The organism is Sinorhizobium sp. P24N7, assembly GCF_042436655.1.
GTDB lineage: Bacteria > Pseudomonadota > Alphaproteobacteria > Rhizobiales > Rhizobiaceae > Sinorhizobium > Sinorhizobium meliloti_A.
This window is the reverse complement of sequence record NZ_JBHMIW010000017.1, coordinates 13,941-30,228: the sequence shown is the minus strand read 5'-3', so window position 1 is coordinate 30,228 and position 16,288 is coordinate 13,941. Positions and strand designations below refer to the sequence as shown.

Genomic DNA, 16,288 nt, shown 5'->3' with positions numbered 1-16,288 from the left:
CAACCGCAATCCTCTCGGCGTTGCTGCTATAGGACGCATTGCAGGCTTGGCCGGCACGCAGCAATGTTAGAGACGATTCTGGTGGGACTAACGTATTTGCTCAGCAGGTGAAGATGGATAAGAACCACGTTACGCGCCGGGTACTGGTAGCGGGCGGCCTGGCTTTGCTGGCCTCTGGATGTCAATCGTGGCGGCCGCTCGGAAGCCTTGGCGGACGAACATCGGGGCCTATCGCCGGTGCGCGGATTGACCCTCGATATCGAAGGCAGGAAGTAGCCTATACAGGAAGCGAGGAGCCGGGAACGATAGTCGTCGATACGACGCAGCGATATCTTTTTTTAGTCCAGGGGGGCGGCTCGGCAATTCGCTACGGCATCGGTATCGGAGAGGAAGGACGCACTGTCAAGGGAAGGGCGACGGTCGGCCGCAAGGCGGAATGGCCTTCCTGGACACCGACTGAAAGCATGATGCGGCGCAAGCCGCAATATCGGCAGTATGCCGGCGGCGTTTCCGGTGGTCTCCACAATCCGCTTGGCGCAGCGGCCCTGTATCTTTACCGCGGCGAAGAAGACAGCATGTTCCGGCTGCACGGCACGAACGAGCCTTGGACAATCGGCCAGGCGGTATCGAGCGGCTGCGTCCGTTTGACGAATGAGGATATCGTTGATCTCTACAACCGTGCCCCCGTGGGTACGAGCTGATCATCTGACCAACGTGCGAACCGGCGCGCCGCCGACGACAAAACCACCTCAGACCGAAGATCCGGTGTAGTGGCGGTGGTTCGGTCCATCGTAGACGAGGCCGCCGAGGGCGAGAGCCGAGAGGAAAGCGGCGCCGCTTAGACCGAAGACAGCCCAGAGCGCGTATTGAGGCGACCAAGACATCAGCCAGACGCACGCGGAGGGAGCCAGCGCGTTGGCGAGGTCCATCGGACGCGCGAGACGTCCCAGTCTTCGCCCATAGCCGAAGGATCCGAAAATGTGGGAGGGCAGGACCGGGCGCAGGATTCCGAGCAGCTCGGCCGGCATTCCGTATAGCACGGCCGAAAGTGCGACCAACCAAACCGGAAGTGGCACTCCGGCCATCGCGCAGACAAGCAGCGGCAGCAGGCTCAGGGGCAGCATCCCGTAAACGTAGCGCGTCAGCTTCAGGCGCGAGACCCGATTCCCAGAGCGACATCGATGCCTCGGCTGACCAGGTAGGCGACACCGATCAGCGATCCGGCGAGCACGGCGGCCTCGCGCGACGTGCCAAGGGCGATGAAGTCGGCCGAGACGGGAACAGATGTGGTCTTTTCGATCTGTGACAGTGCAGTCATCGGAGCAGTCCTCGTTACAACTGCACCATCAGATAATCCTTCCAACAGTGGTAAGGTCAAGAGCGATGTGCGAAAGTTGCCATGATCATGGCGACCATCACCACCGTGTATTGCTGGCGAGCGCCGTCACCGCAAACGTTCTCCTGCTAAATGGCTTCATCTAAATCAAACTCCGCCGCTAGATCTGCAGTAGGCGGCCAAGGCTACGCTCGGCCACCAATGCCGTTACATACATGCCGAGGCCAAAGACGGAATGCCCGACCACGCTCTTCAGACGGGTCACGTTCGGCTGCGTCGTCTTGGCCCCCGCAACCCCCGCTCCCATGCCGGGCATCATAAGGAAGTACGGCGCGACGAGGAGAACGAGCGCCAGGATCATGGGAGCAAGCAGAGTAGGCTGTCGCAGCCATTCGACACCCCAAACGCCAACAAGCAGCAGACCGTACACGATGCCTATGACGTAATGCACCATCCAGCCGATCGCGTGCTCTCCTCGAACAGGCGGGGCCTTGCCAATGTTTTCATGGACAAAACGTCCTGCCGGCATATGACCGACCCAGCGGCCCACCCTCGGCCAATTGGTCGCTGGCACATCGAAGACGCGCTGCATTACGGCGGCCCAGAGATCCAGAATTACTGTGCCGCCGATGCCAATGATTGCTCCATACAGGACTATCTCCATTTCCTCGGTTATAAACTCATCCTCTTGCAAAACAAACGCTGCTCGATGGGGCTCCAAATCTCACGGTCATAGGTGAGAAGTCCCACACCCTGTGCTGAAGCAATCATCATTACTTGAACCAGATGTGCGCGCCATTCGGACCTGCTTGGACGTGCAATTCCTTGCCATCCGGAGTAGCCAGGCGAGGCGCTCCAATCCTTCCATTCTGGCGGAAAAGGATCCGGACAGTACGAGCTGGCGTCAGTCCGACTTGGTGAGGGATCGGACAAGCAGGACGACCAGGCTCAGGGTGCCCCCGACAAACAGGATCATCGCGATCGGCCCAAGCGCCATCAGCCATCCCATTTCAGTCCACATGGCTGTCATGGGATGCGTCCCCTGGAAACCGGGGTACATGAAGGAGGATTGCGGACCGTAAGTATGCAACAGAACGATTGTCGCGAGGCTGAAGAGCAGTGCGACAGTTGCAACGGTAGCTAGTTTTGCATTCTTGGTCATGGTTTTCTCTTCTCCAAAGGCAGCGGTAATCTGCGCTGTTCGCGTCCATCTGCCGTGGAGGATGTCACCCAAGTTTGTCAGTGCTCGCGCCTGATTGTGACAAAATGTGCCAAGCGTTCCCGTAGTAACATTTGGTTTCACCTTTTCTCGGTGAAGGCGTCTCGATTCGGTTATGGGTAAAAATCATGCACGAGAGCCCACATGTTCTGGTCGTCGACGATCATCGCGAAATCCGCGAACTGGTTTCGCGTGCTCTCGTCAAAGAGGGCTTCCGCATCAGTCTCGCCGGCGATGGCAGAGAAATGCGAAAGATCATGGCCGACGCTCGTATGGATCTCATCATCCTCGATCTGATGTTGCCTGGGGAGGACGGTCTCTCACTTTGCCGAGCGTTGCGCGCTCAATCGAACATCCCGATCATAATGTTGACCGCGAAGGGCGACGAGATCGACCGGGTCGTTGGCCTTGAGTTGGGCGCCGACGACTATATTTCTAAGCCATTTGGCAGCCGCGAGTTGATTGCGCGTATCAGGGCGGTTTTGCGCCGCACTCAGGCTGATGGGACTTCTGGCCAATCCCGGCACCCGACACGCTATCGTTTCGACCGGTGGCGGCTCGACACGGGAGCAAGAGAACTCTTACGTGAGGACGGCGTAACGGTGCCGCTGAGCACCGGCGAGTTCGACCTCCTCGTAGTTTTGATCGAGCGCCCTCAGCGCGTGTTAAGCCGTGATCAGCTTCTGGATCTGGCTCGAGGGCGGGCGGCCACGGCATTCGACCGGAGCATCGATACTCAAGTGAGCCGCCTGCGCAAGAAACTCGAGGTGGATCCTGGTGAGCCGGAGATCATCAAGACAGTGTGGGGCGGCGGCTATATGTTTGCCCCCGCGGTGACGAGCGAATGATGCGCCTGCTTCCACGAAGCCTGTTTGGCCAGACCCTGCTCGTGCTTCTCGCCGGTCTCCTTGCGTCCCATCTGGTGGGCTCGTGGATCTACAGCACCGACCGTGGACAGATCGTGCGTGCGGTTGGCGGCTTTGTGATAGCGCAACGCATCACAAACCTGACGCGGCTGGTGCGTGACGCCCCCGGCGAATGGCGCGCGCGCATCGTCACCGCCTCCAGCGACGAGACATTCAACGTCGCCCTGTTGGCTGGCCCACCCCCGGCGACATTGACCGACAATGACACGCCAGCCGCCGAGGCCCTGAAGCAGGTTCTGGTTGAGCAGTTGTCTCTGAAAGGGGCAGCGGAGCCGCTGGTTTCGGCATCGCAACCGCGTGGCATGATGTTCGGCGTGGCTCGGCAGATGATGGGTCAGAGCCCGATGATGCACGGGTTTGGCGGCTTGGGGCCTTTCGCGGGATTTCGCGAGTTGCAGGTCGCCATTCCGTTGCAGGATGGACAATGGCTTACCTTCACGACGGTCCTGCCGGAAAGCGGCGCGGCCTTTTCGCTGCGCTTCCTCGTGTCGATGGGGATGATGGCGGTGATCACGCTGCTGGTGGCAATCTGGGTCGTGCGCCGAGTCACGGCCCCGCTGACTGCCCTGTCGAAGGCGGCTCTCAGGCTCGGAGAGGACTTGAATGCTCCCCCGATGCCAGAGGTCGGAACGGACGAAACCCAGCAGGCCGCGCACGCGTTCAACGCCATGCAGTCGCGTTTGCGCGGCATGATTGAAGATCGCACCAAGATGCTGGCTGCCATCTCTCATGATTTTCGCACGCCGTTGACTCTCTTGAGGCTAAGGGTTGAGAACGTCGACGATCCGGTTGAACGCGAGAAAATGCTGTCAACCATCGCGGATCTGGACGCCATGGTCGCCGCAACGCTCGAATTCGCCAGCGGTGGCGCACAACAGGCACCACGTCGACCGACGGATCTCACCGCGCTGATCGAAAGCATGACTGACGATCTTGCCGATGGCGGTCTGCCGGTGAGCATGGAGACCGCCCAACCAATCATCTACGAATGCGATCCGACCACGCTCAAACGCGCGTTGACCAACTTGGTCGACAATGCCGTGAAATACGGTGGCCGTGCGGAGATCGCGATCCACGAAACGCCGCGTGCGATCGAAATCACCATTGATGACACAGGCCCTGGAATTCCCGAGGAGGAACTTAAGCATGTATTCGAGCCGCTCTATCGAATTGAGAGCTCGAGGAGCCCGGAAACTGGAGGGATGGGATTGGGCCTTGCGATCGCCTCGTCCATCATTCGTGCGCACGAAGGTCAAATTATTTTGTCAAACCGACGGGAAGGAGGTCTCCGCGCTTTAGTCACGCTTCCGAAAAGCAAGCCCGGCCGATGACCGGCTCTCGCTGACAATGTCATTTCGCCCTTAGCGACGTCGGAGCAACGCACCGTCCCCGCTCCGCAAATAGACGGCGTCAGGTTCGTTTCCCAAACTTCCCAAGGAGGATATTCGAGCCTTCGCCACAGACGAAATCTATGACGTCGAGCCCTACCAGTAGTTCCAGAAACTGCTGAAACAGCAGGATATAAGTCAGAAGTCTACGAACGTCGCCGCCTGGACATTTCGCGATACAAGGCCTCCGGGGATACGCCGATCTCTTCCGCCAATTCTCGCCAGTCACCTTTGGCCGGGAGCCTGCCGTCATTCCATGTGATCCATGCGTCGAGCCGGTCGGTTACCGTGCGAAGGGCGGCGATCTCCGCCCGCTTTCTCGCGCTCTGCAGCTCACGCGAAAGATGGATCGACCACTCCCGCGCGAAGTCCGGATCATGGTCCAGCAGTCGCCGGACCTCGGCAACCGGCACGAGCAGCGCGCGAGTGATTGTTGTTGCGACGGCATCGCAATGATACCGCTCGGAAAATACGGACGCCTCGGCGAGAACGGTCGCCGGTCCGGAGCGCTGCAGCACTGCTGCGTTTCCGTCCGCCTGGTAGCGAATGAGATGCACACACCCGTCTGTGACCAGGAACATGGTGCGCACCGGGTCGTCGCGAAGGATTTGGAAGCCGCCGCCTTCGGTCGAAGGTAGCCAATTATGACATCCGACATGATAGCTATCATGTCCGAGATGCCCACTGACTGGCAAGCTCCAGGCGTCGAAACAGTCGGATGGTAATCATGAAATCCCTGATCTTTGCGCTCCTTGCCGTGCTACTGCCCTTGCCAGCGGCGGCCGAGGGAGAACACGTCCACCACTCGCCCTATGCCGGGCAGGAGCTGCGTGAAATCAAGAGCCTGTCGGCGGAAGATGTCGCTGAACTCAAGAAGGGAGGAGGGCGGGGACTGGCGAAGGCGGCCGAGCTGAACGGCGTGCCGGGTCCCTCCCATGTCCTCGAAATGAAGCGCGATATTGACCTGAGCGCCGATCAGGAAGCCTCGACACAGCGCATTTTCGAGAAGATGCGAGAGGATGCCGTCGTCGAGGGAAAAAGGCTGATAGCTGCCGAAATGGCGCTGGAGATTGGATTCCGGGACGGCTCGATCGACCAGCACAGTCTTCGTGCGCGACTTCGCGAGATCGAAGCGGTCCGGGCAAACCTGCGCTACGTTCACCTGGCCGCCCATCTGCAGATGATGCGGGTTCTAAAGGAAGAACAGGTCAAGCGGTACAACGAACTGCGAGGCTACGGGCGCTGAGCCACCGGTTCACGAAGGCCTTTTCCGAGCCGGATTCGTTTGTTACGATCTGCTCGTTACCTTTCCATCAATTGACAATCGCACGCGCCGCCGCGGCGGCGCGTGTATTGCTGTTTGGCTGATGCGACGTCACGCGACGTGGCTGCAGCAGGACTTCTTGAAGGACGCCCGATAGCCAGCCTTCTCGATCGCAACAATGAACGCGTCGGATCCGACCTCGGATTCGATGGACGCGGTTTTCGCCTCGAGACTGACGGCCACCTTGGCATTCGGGTCGACGGCTTTCACGGCCTTCTCGACCGCGCCGACGCAATGTCCGCAGGTCATGTCTTCTACGTTGAGATGATACATTGGAAGTCTCCTTTGATCCGACTTGACCGAATGTGGAGCTTCCAACGGTGGCAGGGTCAAGAGTTCCGCACGAAATTTCTTCTGCCGCCGAATGATGATGATCATTTGAACAGTCAAGTTCCCTCAGTCGGATTTTGCGGCGGCGTTCGCCTACAAACTCACAGTCTTGTGGCTGTCGACGAAGGTGGCGCGACCGGTCTTCTCTGGGGCACCAGCCTCGTCGATCCGCACAGACCGGTCCGGCCGTTCTATCGCCTGCCTGGACTGCTGAGCCGATGGGGCAGTCAGGTCTTCGCGTTGCTCGCCGGGCTTCTTCCGCCGCCCCGATGGACGACGAACTCCGCGACCGATAGCGAAATCAAGCCGAGCGGCAGCGGCAGGAAGAAGTAGATCGCCCGAAAGGCGATCAGCGCCCCGATGCTCGCCGAGCTGCCGAGCAGAAACGCGATCGTTGCTTCGAGCACGCCGATGCCGCCGGGGACGTGGCTGACGATGGCGGTCACGTTGGCGCCGACATAGGCCGTCGCCGTATCGAGAAAACTCGGACTTCCGAATGCGCGCAGCAACTGATGCAGACATGCGCTGACGCACAGGAAATTGGCGGTGCCGACGATCACCTGGCCGGCGGCGATCCGCGACGTCGGCAATTCGAAGCTCCAGCGGAAGACCCGAAGCGAACCTTGGAAAAAATGCGCAAGCAGCACATAACCGATCGAAGCCAGGAGGCATGCCGTGCCAAGCAAGAGGACGCCGGTCTTGGAAAATCCGGTTATACGCGCGACACCTGCCGGCATGATCAGGCCGCAAAGGCCGGCTAGGGTGGCAAGTCCTAAACCGACGGTGACACCGCAGAAGAGGATAATCTCCGCGACCTCTTCGACACTCAACCCCCAGCGCGAATAGAACCGGTATCGGATGGCGCCGCTGCTCAACGCCGCCCCGCCGACATTGTGGCCGATCGAAAGGCTGGTGAAGGAGGCGATGGCGATCCGCGGATAGGCAAGCTCCCGGCCGACATAGCGCACGGCCAGCGTATCGAAGAATGTCAGGCAGAAGTAGGAGAGAAAGACGAAACCGATGCCTGCGAGCAGATGCCCCATCGGGATCTGCGCAAGCGAGCTCATGATTTCGTCAAAGCTGTGCCGGCGGAGGGCGCGGTAGACGAGCCAGGCGGCCAAGGCTATGGCGGCTGTTATAAGCAGTCTCGCAACGAATTTCCTCAGCATCAGCCAAATTCCTGCAGGAAACCACCGGAACGAAAAGCAGGTCCCGCGTGTTCCCGAGTGCGGAGACACTCGACGTGATGTTCTGAGCGCGTGCGCCGGGCGATGACGCGCTGTTCGGCGGTGCTGGTGACGATCATCTCGCCAGCGATGATGGCAATGATCTTCTCGTTTGCGCAGATGGACGGGATGACCTCCGAGGTGGTATTGCGCGACGACGAGCTCTATGGTGGGTGGCCGACAGCCAGCCCCATGGGTGAAGAGCGCGTGGAGCAGGTGTGGCGAAATGGTCGGGCAATGCGCCGACGACACGGCCGGAGTGCCCGCTGATCGAGGCGCTTTTCCAACGAGGGACGGCGGTCACACAATAAAGATCAAGATACGTCTGCTGGTTAGCCGGCTTCGCGCTCCGCCTTGCCCCAAAATACAGGCCGTGTGATACGGGCGCCGCCATGGCTCTCATTCCGCTTGCGCCCGTTTGCGGCGGGTCATTTCCTCCTGGTAGGCACGTTCACGCTCGGGCCAAGTGCTCTTGATGAACGCCAGCACTGCCCGGATCTCCTCGTCGCTAAGCACTCCACCGAATCTCGGCATATCGCTTTTGTAACCACTGCCAACGATAGCGGCCGGTCCTTCTCTGGTAATGCGGAAGAGCACGCTGTCCGGATGATGCCAGGTGTGCCCGGAAGCGTCGTGTGGAGGCGCCGGCATCTTCCCGGTGGGCAACGGGCTCTTCCAGTCGGGCTGACCTTCGAGCTTCACGCCATGGCAGGAAGCACAGCGCTGGGCATAGAGCGTCCGGCCGAGCCGAACTGTCGCGGCTTGAGCCTCATCAGCGCGCCGTTCGCCGAGCCAGACCCAAGCCAGCGAGAGAACCGCCGCTGCCCCGCTAAAAGCTAGGAAAAGAACGGGCGCCTTTTTCATTTGCGATCTTGAAGGAACGGATGCCTGCGGAGACCGCCTTGCCGGGAAACGGCACGGCGACCAGCAGTCCAGTCAGCCCCATGGCCGAAAAGACGGGGCAGGATCCAAGTGTCGTTGAACGCCATGGTTTCGTTCTCCGTTGGCTCGAACGCGAACCACTGCCGTATGGCGTTGTGCACTGGTGGCAACAGTGCTTGCCTCTGCCTCCTCAAGGCGAATTGAGTCCGCGAGTGGTCAAGGAAAGTTGAACCGAACTTCATCTGGCAATCCTCTATCATAGAGATCGACCGATTGAAGCGCCCCTTTACCGGATTGCCATTCAATGCTTGCGCTGCTGCTCAGCATGCTCGCCTCAGCACTGGCCTTCTTCGCCGGGATATACGGGCTGTTGTGGTTGGCGTGCTATGTTTCTGATCATGACTGGCTTGTGATGCTGCACATGTATTTCTCATCAGCCATGCTCTCGCTGGGCTTCGGGCTTATCCTGCCTCTCAATTGGAAATGAAAAGCACCTATTCAGTTGAAGCATGAGCCACTGCCTTCGCCGTCAATTCCGTGCCTCCGCCGCCAAATCGTCCAGGATCGGACAATCCGGACGATCATCGCCCTCATAATGCACGATGAGGTGCTCAAGAGCGCGCCGCATGGTTTGAAGGTGTGCGAGCTTCAGATCCAGCACGGTTAGGTGGGCGAGGGCGAGAGCCTTGACGTCCGCGCTCGCGCGGTTGCGGTCCTGCCAAAGGGCGAGGAGCCGGCGGATGTCGTGCATCGAAAAGCCAAGCTGGCGGGCGCGGTGGATGAAGCGCAGCGTTTGCACCTCCTTCGCGTCGTAGGCCCGATAGCCGGCCCTCGTGCGGCTGGCGGTGGGGATGAGGCCGGTCTCTTCGTAATATCGGATCATCTTGGCTGGTATGCCCGAAGCGGCGGCGGCTTGTCCGATGTTCATCATAACCTCCATCAGGGTGCAGCCAGGATCGGCTGACCACTTTCACTTGATGCCGTGTCGGCGCCCGGCTCGACGGGCGGGCGGAAGGACCGGAGCCGGAGCGCATTGGTGACGACGAAGACGCTCGAGAATGCCATTGCGGCGGCGGCCAGCATGGGTGAGAGCAGCACACCGAAGACCGGGTAGAGCACGCCGGCCGCGACCGGGATCAGCGCGGTGTTGTAGGCAAAGGCCCAGAACAGGTTCTGCTTGATGTTGCGCATCGTGCTGCGGCTCAGGCCGATCGCATTGGGCACGCCGGTCAGTTCGCCCGACATCAAGACCACATCCGCGCTCTCGATCGCCACATCCGTGCCGGTGCCAATGGCAATGCCGACATCGGCTTCGGCAAGGGCTGGCGCATCGTTGATGCCATCGCCGACGAAAGCCAGCTTGCGCCCCTGTTCCCGGAGCCGGTGCAGCGCCGCCACCTTGCCATCCGGCAGGACCTCAGCCACGACCTCGTCGATCCCGAGCCGCCTGGCAATAGCTTCCGCCGTGCGTCGATTGTCACCGGTGATCATCGCGATCTTCAGGCCGAGCCGATGCAGCGCTTGGATCGCCTGCGGCGTCGTCGGCTTGATCGGATCGGCCACGGCGAGGATCGCCGCAAGCTTTCCGTCGATCGCCGCATAAAGCGGGGACTTGCCCTCGTCGCCAAGCCGCTCCGCGACGCTTGCAAGATGCTCGATCTCGATCCCGAGCCGGACCATCAGCCGGTCGGCCCCGACTGCGACCGCGCGGCCGCCAACCGTGGCGCTCACGCCGAAACCTGGTAGAGCTTCGAACACTTCCGGCGTGCCCGCTGCGAGACCCGCCTGTTTGCCAGCCTCCACGATCGCCTCGCCGATTGGGTGCTCCGACCGGCTTTCGACGGTGGCGACCAGTTCCAGAACCGTGTTGCGATCGAAACCGTTGGTCACGAGGTCGGTCAACTCCGGCCTGCCCTTGGTCAGCGTACCGGTCTTGTCGAGCGCGATCACCTCCGCCTGGCGCAAGGTCTGCAGGGCTTCGCCGTTTCGGAACAAGATACCCATTTCGGCCCCGCGGCCGATACCGACCATGATGGAGGTTGGCGTGGCAAGCCCCATGGCGCAGGGGCAGGCGATTATCAGAACGGTTACCGCGGCGACCAACGCGAAGGTCAGCGCCGGCTCCGGCCCGAGGCCGAGCCAAACGAGGAAGGTGATCACTGCGACACCCAGCACGGCCGGCACGAACCAGGACGTGACCTTGTCGACCAGCGCCTGGATCGGCAGCTTCGCCGCCTGCGCCCGCTCCACCATCTGGATGATCTGGGCGAGCACAGTATCCTGGCCGACCTTGGTGGCACGGAAAGAAAACGATCCGGTCTTGTTGATCGTCGCGCCGACGACCGTATCGCCGGGCTCCTTGCCGACTGGCATTGGTTCGCCGGTGATCATCGATTCGTCGATGAAGGACGAACCCTCGGTCACCTCGCCGTCGACGGCGATCTTTTCGCCGGGCCGGACCAGAACGAGGTCGCCGACCTTGACCTCTTCCAGTGGCACTTCGAGCGTTTCGCCATCGCGTGAGATCCGCGCCGTCCTGGCCTGCAAGCCCATCAGCCGCTTAATCGCCTCGCTGGTGCGGCCCTTCGCACGCGCTTCAAGATAGCGCCCGAGCAGGATCAGCGTGGCAATCACGGCCGCGGCCTCGAAATAGACGTGCCGCGTGCCCTCCGGCAGCAGGCCTGGCAGGAAGGTCGCGACGACCGAATAGAGCCAGGCCGCGCCAGTACCAAGCGCGACCAGCGAATTCATGTCCGGCGCGCGGCGCAACAGGGCTGGCATGCCATGTTTAAAGAAGCGGAGCCCCGGCCCGAACAAGATAAGCGTTGTCAGCACGAACTGGGCATACCAGCTCGTCTGCAGGCCAATCCGATCCACGACATAGGTCTGGATAAGGGGAACCAGATTGGCTCCCATTTCCAGCATGACCACGGGCAGGGTGAGGACGCCGGCGAGGACGACGGACCACTGGAGCCGTCGAGTCTCGCGTTCCCGCGCCTCCGCTTGATCATCAGCGGCTTTGTCGGAGACGACGGATCTCGCGATGTAGCCGGCGTGCTCGACCGCCGATTCCAGGTCGGCAAGTTGCACCGCGCCTGACAGCATTTGGACGGATGCCTTCTCGCTGGCAAGGTTAACTGTAGCAATGGTCACGCCCGGTACGGCTTTGAGCGCCTTCTCGACGCGGTTGACGCAGGAGGCGCAGTTCATGCCTTCGATTGCGAGTTCGACACCTTCGGTGGCAACGTCATAGCCGGCATCCCTGACTGTCTGAACAACAGCCATCGGGTCGAGCGCGCCTGCCAAGGCGACGTCGGCGCGCTCGGTCGCCAGGTTGACGGTAGCCGAATGCACGCCCGGAACGGAGGAGAGCGCCTTCTCGACGCGGTTGACGCAGGAGGCGCAGTTCATGCCTTCGATGGAGAAGGAAAGGCGGCGAGGTTCTGTGCCGTCGGCCGAGATTTTCTCTTTGGATGCGATCGGGGAGACCATGGTCTTTGCTCCTGTCGATTGATCGCAGAAAAAATAAAGCTTCCAACGGTGGTAAGGTCAAGGGGCAATGGCGGAAATATGCCGATCACGAATTTGTGTGGCCAGAGACCGTAACAAGTGGCGCCCGCAGACCGAACTAAGCATCGCACGCCTGAAAACCGGCGCGCTTGAGCAACAACTCAACAGGAGAAGACGACATGTCGACAAGATCGACCGTGAGTTCGGTCGTGCTGGCGAGCGCCGTCGCGGCCGCGCTCGCATCCTGGGCGATACCGGTAACTGCTCAACAGATGAAAATGACCGAGGAGGAGATGAAAAAGATGGGCGCCGAAATGGCCGCCCAGGGCAAGGAGAAGTGCTACGGCGTTGCGCTGAAGGGCCAGAACGACTGTGCGGCCGGTCCCGGCACAACCTGCCAGGCCACCTCGACAGTCGACTACCAGGGCAATGCCTGGAAGTTCGTTGACGGCGGCACCTGCACCACGATGCAACTGCCCGGCGATCGCAAGGGTTCGACCGAGCCGCTGACGCGTGACGTGCCGTCATAACGCCGTGATCGACTGGGCGAGCCGAGGGAAAGCGAGCCTGGTGGAGACTGCGGTCGCCGATGTGACGATCGGTCTCTCGAACGCAGATTGAAAATTGAGTGCCAATCCCCTAGATTGGGTTGTGATGAAAACAGTTCGTTGTCTCTTGGCTGCCTTGCTGCTCCTCGTTTTCGGGGCGGGGACACCTATGACCACGGCTCAGGCGGGGGATATCGATCCAATCGCCATTGAGACCTTGGCGAGCCAGACGATGACGGACCAGAAAATGCCGGGCGGCTGCGATCAATGCGGCGATCAAGACATGGCCATGATGCCGTGTTCCGCTGTGGTAGGCTGCACGCTCGGCGTGATCCCTGGCACCGTCGGCTTCTTCGCGCAAAGCGAGACCGTACCCTATGCCCCTTACGCTGAAAACATCAGCGGCATTCGAGGGGCGCCTGATCCCTTCCCCCCCAGATCTGACATCCTCGCTTAAGACGGGCCTCGCCGCTCGACGCTGGTGATTGTCCCGTTCGTGTCCGGGCGAGCGCCGCTTCGCGTGCTGAACGCTTTGGACCGCATCCGTCACAGCTCTGCCTGTGCGAGGAAACAATCCAGTCAGCGAGGATGGGATGTCTTCCAATTCTCAAACAGCTCGCTTTGATGCGAGCCCCCCATCATCCCCTTCGGGAGCGATGGAAGATTCTAGCGAGACGCAGTCTCTCTGGCTTCGCCGCACGGTGATGCTGCTGCCGCTCGGGATCTTTGCAGGACTAGCGGTGATGCTCGGATGGGGTCTGAGCCGCAACGCCCAGGTCATTCCCTCAGCCTTGATCGGCAAGCAGGTTCCGGATTTCAGCCTGCCGCCGGTGCAGGGCCGCAGCCTTGGCCTCTCGAGCGCCGACCTCAAGGGCGAGGTGTCGCTCGTCAATGTCTTTGCGTCCTGGTGCACTGCCTGCCGCGAGGAGCACCCGGTCTTCATGGAACTCAAGAGGATCGGTGCCGTGCCCATCCACGGGATCAACTACAAGGATCGGCCGCACGACGCGGCAAAATGGCTCGACGGCATGGGCGATCCCTACACCCGGACAGGGGCGGACCTCAATGGCCGGGTGTCGATCGATTGGGGCGTCTACGGCGTGCCGGAGACCTTTGTGGTCGACCGGCACGGCCGGATCGCCTTCAAGCATGTCGGGGCTGTCACGCCTGAGGTTTACCGCGAGCGACTCGCTCCGTTGATTGCGGAGCTCAGGAAATGAGAACGGAGGTGGCTGCCATGCGTGTCACAACCGCTGCCGTTGTTGTCCTCGCGCTCGCTGCCGCGGGCCTCGTCGTCTTTCGCCCTTATCACCCGTTTACGGCTATTCAGGCGGAAGAAAGCCAGGTTGCAAAGCCGGCTCCGTCTGCACCCAGCGCGGCGAGCCGCGCCTTCGTGATGCACGAGACCCCGCAGCCGGTACCGGAACTACACTTTGTCGACGGCGACGGGAAAGAACTGTCGCTGGCGGATTTCCGTGGCCGGACGATCCTGCTCAACATCTGGGCCACCTGGTGCGTGCCGTGCCGCAGGGAAATGCCGGCGCTCGACCGGCTTCAGGCAAAGCTCGGCGGTCCCGACTTCGAGGTCGTGCCGCTTTCGATCGACCGGGACGGGCTCCCCAAGGTCAAGGCCTTCTATGCGGAACTCGGGCTCAAGTCTCTCGGCATCTACGTCGATGCCTCGGGAAAGGCCCCTTACCGGCTTGGTGCCCTCGGCATACCGACAACCCTGCTGATCAATCCAGAGGGCCTGGAAGCCGGACGTCTTGCCGGCGAGGCGGCATGGGACAACTCGGAGCTCGTCAGCGTCATCCAGCAGCAGCTGAAGCAGGCGGCCGGCACGGTCGACTGAAACTTTTTTTGGAAACAGGAAACCGAAGATGAAAAAATCGAACAAGCATCGGCTCCTTCCGCTCCCAGGTGGCGTGGCAATCGGAGCCCATCAGGCGACAGGCCCGCAGGCGCCGCAAGCCGGCCAATTCACTCCCGCAATCACTCGCTTGAATTGGAAGAGACGACATGGATAGCAGCATCTTTTTCGGAGGGTCCGCGATTGCCGCTTTCATGGCGGGGATGATCGCTCTGTTTGCACCCTGCTGCATCTCGGTCATGCTGCCTGCGTATTTCGCCAATTCGTTTCGCAATCGCGGCGTTTTGGTCGGGATGACCCTGCTGTTTGCGGCTGGCATCGCTACGATCGTGATGCCGCTCGCGATGGGAGCGTCCGCGCTTCGCCAGCTCTTCGTCACTCAACACAGTCTGGTCTACACGTCGGCCGGATTGGTGATGGGGGCAATGGGTCTCTACGCGCTTGCCGGCGGCGAGATGCATCTGCCAATGCCGGGCCGGCGCGCGGGCGGCCGAAAGGGCGCACTCAGCGTCTATTCGTTGGGCGTCTTCTCCGGCGTGGCGAGTTCCTGCTGCGCGCCGGTGCTGGCGGGCGTCATTGCGCTGTCAAGCGTCGCACAATCCTTCACGGTCGCCCTTGGACTGGGTGTCGCCTACGTGTTCGGAATGGTGGCGCCTCTGTTTATGATTTCGGTGCTCTGGGACCGCATCGACTGGCGATCCAGCTGGCTCTTTCGCCAAAGACGGTTCACTTGGCGGATCGGCTCTTTCGCCCGCACGATTTCCGGGTCCGCGCTGGCAAGCGGCCTGCTTCTGGCCGGAATGGGTGCCGCGACGGTGTGGGTGGGCCTGGCCTACGACGCCATGCCGGCAACGAGCGATTGGCAGATCAGGGTGACCTTCTGGCTGCAGCAGTCCGGCCGCGCTGTCACCGGCTGGCTCTCATGGTTGCCCAATTGGGCCGGAGCCGTCCTCCTGCTGAGCTCGGCGGCGCTCCTCCTGCGGCAAGCGCTTGCGCAACTGAGCGCAGCCTCGCCGGCCCGTGAATCCAATCACCTACAGCAACAAATCGACATGTCAGGAGTTGATGATGACGGTAACCAATTACGTGAAACCTACCAGAAGTAAGCCCTCGACCGTAAAGCGTCCGGCTTCGCGCGTATCCAAGAAAATGATTGCCATCGTCGGCGCCGCCGTCGTCGTCCTGGCGGCCATCTATTGGAACAGCACCCGATCGGAGGCCGGCAGGTTCAGGTTCGAGGTCGGGGATCCTGGACCTGGCGAAATGGCGCCGCCGATCCTGCTGGGCTCGCAGGCGACTGGCACGTTCGACCTCGCCGCCCAGCGCGGCAAGACGGTGCTCCTGTATTTCCAGGAGGGACTGATGTGCCAGCCATGCTGGGATCAGATCGAGGACATCGAAGGCAATCTGGATGAATTCCGTGCCCTCGGAATCAACCAGATTGTCAGCATTACGACCGACCCGGCGGAATTGCTGCAGCAAAAGCGGGCCGCAGACGGCATCAAAACGCCCGTCTATTCCGATCCCGACCTGTCGGTCTCGCGCAGCTACAGCACGAACATGTACGGGATGATGGGCGAGTCTCGCAACGGACACTCCTTCATCCTTGTCGGGCCGAACGGCCGCATTCAGTGGCGCGCCGATTACGGCGGCGCACCCGACTACACGATGTTCCTGCCGGCCGCGAACCTCGTCGCGGATATCCGGCGCGGGCTTGGGAAGGAGTGAG

The 16,288-nt window shown here is 61.2% G+C and carries 21 protein-coding genes and 1 pseudogene; 12 read left to right on the top strand and 10 right to left on the bottom strand.

What is annotated here, in order from left to right:
* Positions 1-113 precede the first annotated feature (113 nt).
* Positions 114-701, top strand: a complete 588-nt coding sequence (locus ACFHWW_RS26180) for a L,D-transpeptidase (RefSeq protein WP_379941780.1) — start codon at positions 114-116, stop codon at positions 699-701.
* A gap of 48 nt (positions 702-749) precedes the next feature.
* Here the strand turns inward: ACFHWW_RS26180 and ACFHWW_RS26175 are convergent, their stop codons facing one another.
* From ACFHWW_RS26175 to ACFHWW_RS26160, 4 genes are all read right to left on the bottom strand, one after another.
* Positions 750-1,124 carry a hypothetical protein gene (locus tag ACFHWW_RS26175; RefSeq protein ID WP_379941778.1) on the bottom strand — a complete coding sequence of 125 codons (375 nt, stop codon included), beginning with the start codon at positions 1,122-1,124 and terminating at the stop codon, positions 750-752.
* Between the two features lie 23 nt (positions 1,125-1,147).
* Complete coding sequence (locus ACFHWW_RS26170; protein WP_379941776.1) at positions 1,148-1,318, bottom strand: hypothetical protein; 171 nt, start codon at positions 1,316-1,318, stop codon at positions 1,148-1,150.
* A gap of 178 nt (positions 1,319-1,496) precedes the next feature.
* Positions 1,497-2,000, bottom strand: coding sequence for a DUF2938 domain-containing protein (locus ACFHWW_RS26165; RefSeq protein ID WP_379941774.1), 504 nt, complete (start codon positions 1,998-2,000; stop codon positions 1,497-1,499).
* A 240-nt stretch (positions 2,001-2,240) separates the two neighbouring features.
* Entirely contained in the window at positions 2,241-2,498 is a 258-nt protein-coding gene (locus ACFHWW_RS26160; RefSeq protein ID WP_379941772.1) for a hypothetical protein, read from the bottom strand.
* Positions 2,499-2,683: 185 nt separating this feature from the next.
* Here ACFHWW_RS26160 and ACFHWW_RS26155 point away from each other — a divergent pair, with 185 nt between their 5' ends.
* A complete protein-coding gene (locus ACFHWW_RS26155) occupies positions 2,684-3,403 on the top strand; it encodes a response regulator (protein WP_379941770.1) in 720 nt (239 codons plus the stop codon).
* On the top strand, positions 3,400-4,812 hold the full coding sequence (locus ACFHWW_RS26150) for an ATP-binding protein (RefSeq protein ID WP_379941768.1): 1,413 nt from the start codon (positions 3,400-3,402) through the stop codon (positions 4,810-4,812). Before ACFHWW_RS26155 ends, ACFHWW_RS26150 begins: the two co-directional genes overlap by 4 nt.
* Positions 4,813-5,015: 203 nt before the next feature.
* Here ACFHWW_RS26150 and ACFHWW_RS26145 read toward each other — a convergent pair.
* Positions 5,016-5,539 (bottom strand): annotated as a pseudogene (locus tag ACFHWW_RS26145) (Crp/Fnr family transcriptional regulator).
* Between the two features lie 57 nt (positions 5,540-5,596).
* Here ACFHWW_RS26145 and ACFHWW_RS26140 point away from each other — a divergent pair.
* The gene (locus tag ACFHWW_RS26140) at positions 5,597-6,115 is read left to right on the top strand and encodes a hypothetical protein (RefSeq protein WP_379941766.1); all 519 of its coding nucleotides are present in this window, start codon (positions 5,597-5,599) and stop codon (positions 6,113-6,115) included.
* 129 nt (positions 6,116-6,244) lie between these two features.
* On the opposite strand, the gene ACFHWW_RS26135 is transcribed toward ACFHWW_RS26140, so the two are convergent.
* Together ACFHWW_RS26135 and ACFHWW_RS26130 are read right to left on the bottom strand one after the other, a co-directional pair.
* Positions 6,245-6,466 carry a heavy-metal-associated domain-containing protein gene (locus ACFHWW_RS26135; RefSeq protein WP_379941763.1) on the bottom strand — a complete coding sequence of 74 codons (222 nt, stop codon included), beginning with the start codon at positions 6,464-6,466 and terminating at the stop codon, positions 6,245-6,247.
* A gap of 284 nt (positions 6,467-6,750) precedes the next feature.
* A complete protein-coding gene (locus ACFHWW_RS26130; RefSeq protein WP_379941760.1) occupies positions 6,751-7,692 on the bottom strand; it encodes a lysylphosphatidylglycerol synthase domain-containing protein in 942 nt (313 codons plus the stop codon).
* Between the two features lie 126 nt (positions 7,693-7,818).
* Between ACFHWW_RS26130 and ACFHWW_RS26125 the strand changes: the two genes are divergently transcribed.
* Complete coding sequence (locus tag ACFHWW_RS26125; protein ID WP_379941758.1) at positions 7,819-8,019, top strand: hypothetical protein; 201 nt, start codon at positions 7,819-7,821, stop codon at positions 8,017-8,019.
* Positions 8,020-8,148: 129 nt separating this feature from the next.
* Here the strand turns inward: ACFHWW_RS26125 and ACFHWW_RS26120 are convergent, their stop codons facing one another.
* Positions 8,149-8,613 (bottom strand): c-type cytochrome, encoded by a 465-nt coding sequence (locus tag ACFHWW_RS26120; protein WP_379941756.1) that lies wholly within the window; start codon positions 8,611-8,613, stop codon positions 8,149-8,151.
* Between the two features lie 322 nt (positions 8,614-8,935).
* Here ACFHWW_RS26120 and ACFHWW_RS26115 point away from each other — a divergent pair, with 322 nt between their 5' ends.
* Entirely contained in the window at positions 8,936-9,118 is a 183-nt protein-coding gene (locus ACFHWW_RS26115; protein ID WP_379941754.1) for a hypothetical protein, read from the top strand.
* Positions 9,119-9,160: 42 nt separating this feature from the next.
* Here the strand turns inward: ACFHWW_RS26115 and cueR are convergent, their stop codons facing one another.
* Together cueR and ACFHWW_RS26105 are read right to left on the bottom strand one after the other, a co-directional pair.
* Positions 9,161-9,559: a Cu(I)-responsive transcriptional regulator gene (gene cueR / locus ACFHWW_RS26110; protein ID WP_379941751.1), complete on the bottom strand. Its 399-nt coding sequence runs from the start codon at positions 9,557-9,559 to the stop codon at positions 9,161-9,163.
* 11 nt (positions 9,560-9,570) lie between these two features.
* Entirely contained in the window at positions 9,571-12,042 is a 2,472-nt protein-coding gene (locus ACFHWW_RS26105; RefSeq protein ID WP_379942122.1) for a heavy metal translocating P-type ATPase, read from the bottom strand.
* A gap of 278 nt (positions 12,043-12,320) precedes the next feature.
* On the opposite strand from ACFHWW_RS26105, the gene ACFHWW_RS26100 reads away from it, so the two are divergent.
* The 6 genes from ACFHWW_RS26100 (at position 12,321) to ACFHWW_RS26075 (ending at position 16,287) form a co-directional block, all read left to right on the top strand.
* On the top strand, positions 12,321-12,671 hold the full coding sequence (locus tag ACFHWW_RS26100) for a DUF2282 domain-containing protein (protein ID WP_379941749.1): 351 nt from the start codon (positions 12,321-12,323) through the stop codon (positions 12,669-12,671).
* 187 nt (positions 12,672-12,858) lie between these two features.
* Positions 12,859-13,146, top strand: coding sequence for a hypothetical protein (locus ACFHWW_RS26095; protein ID WP_379941747.1), 288 nt, complete (start codon positions 12,859-12,861; stop codon positions 13,144-13,146).
* Between the two features lie 199 nt (positions 13,147-13,345).
* Positions 13,346-13,909, top strand: coding sequence for a DsbE family thiol:disulfide interchange protein (locus tag ACFHWW_RS26090; RefSeq protein WP_379941745.1), 564 nt, complete (start codon positions 13,346-13,348; stop codon positions 13,907-13,909).
* Positions 13,910-13,926: 17 nt separating this feature from the next.
* Positions 13,927-14,541: a TlpA family protein disulfide reductase gene (locus ACFHWW_RS26085; RefSeq protein ID WP_379941743.1), complete on the top strand. Its 615-nt coding sequence runs from the start codon at positions 13,927-13,929 to the stop codon at positions 14,539-14,541.
* A gap of 212 nt (positions 14,542-14,753) precedes the next feature.
* A complete protein-coding gene (locus tag ACFHWW_RS26080; RefSeq protein WP_379941741.1) occupies positions 14,754-15,665 on the top strand; it encodes a cytochrome c biogenesis CcdA family protein in 912 nt (303 codons plus the stop codon).
* Positions 15,666-15,822: 157 nt separating this feature from the next.
* On the top strand, positions 15,823-16,287 hold the full coding sequence (locus tag ACFHWW_RS26075) for a peroxiredoxin family protein (RefSeq protein ID WP_379941739.1): 465 nt from the start codon (positions 15,823-15,825) through the stop codon (positions 16,285-16,287).
* Position 16,288: the final 1 nt, after the last annotated feature.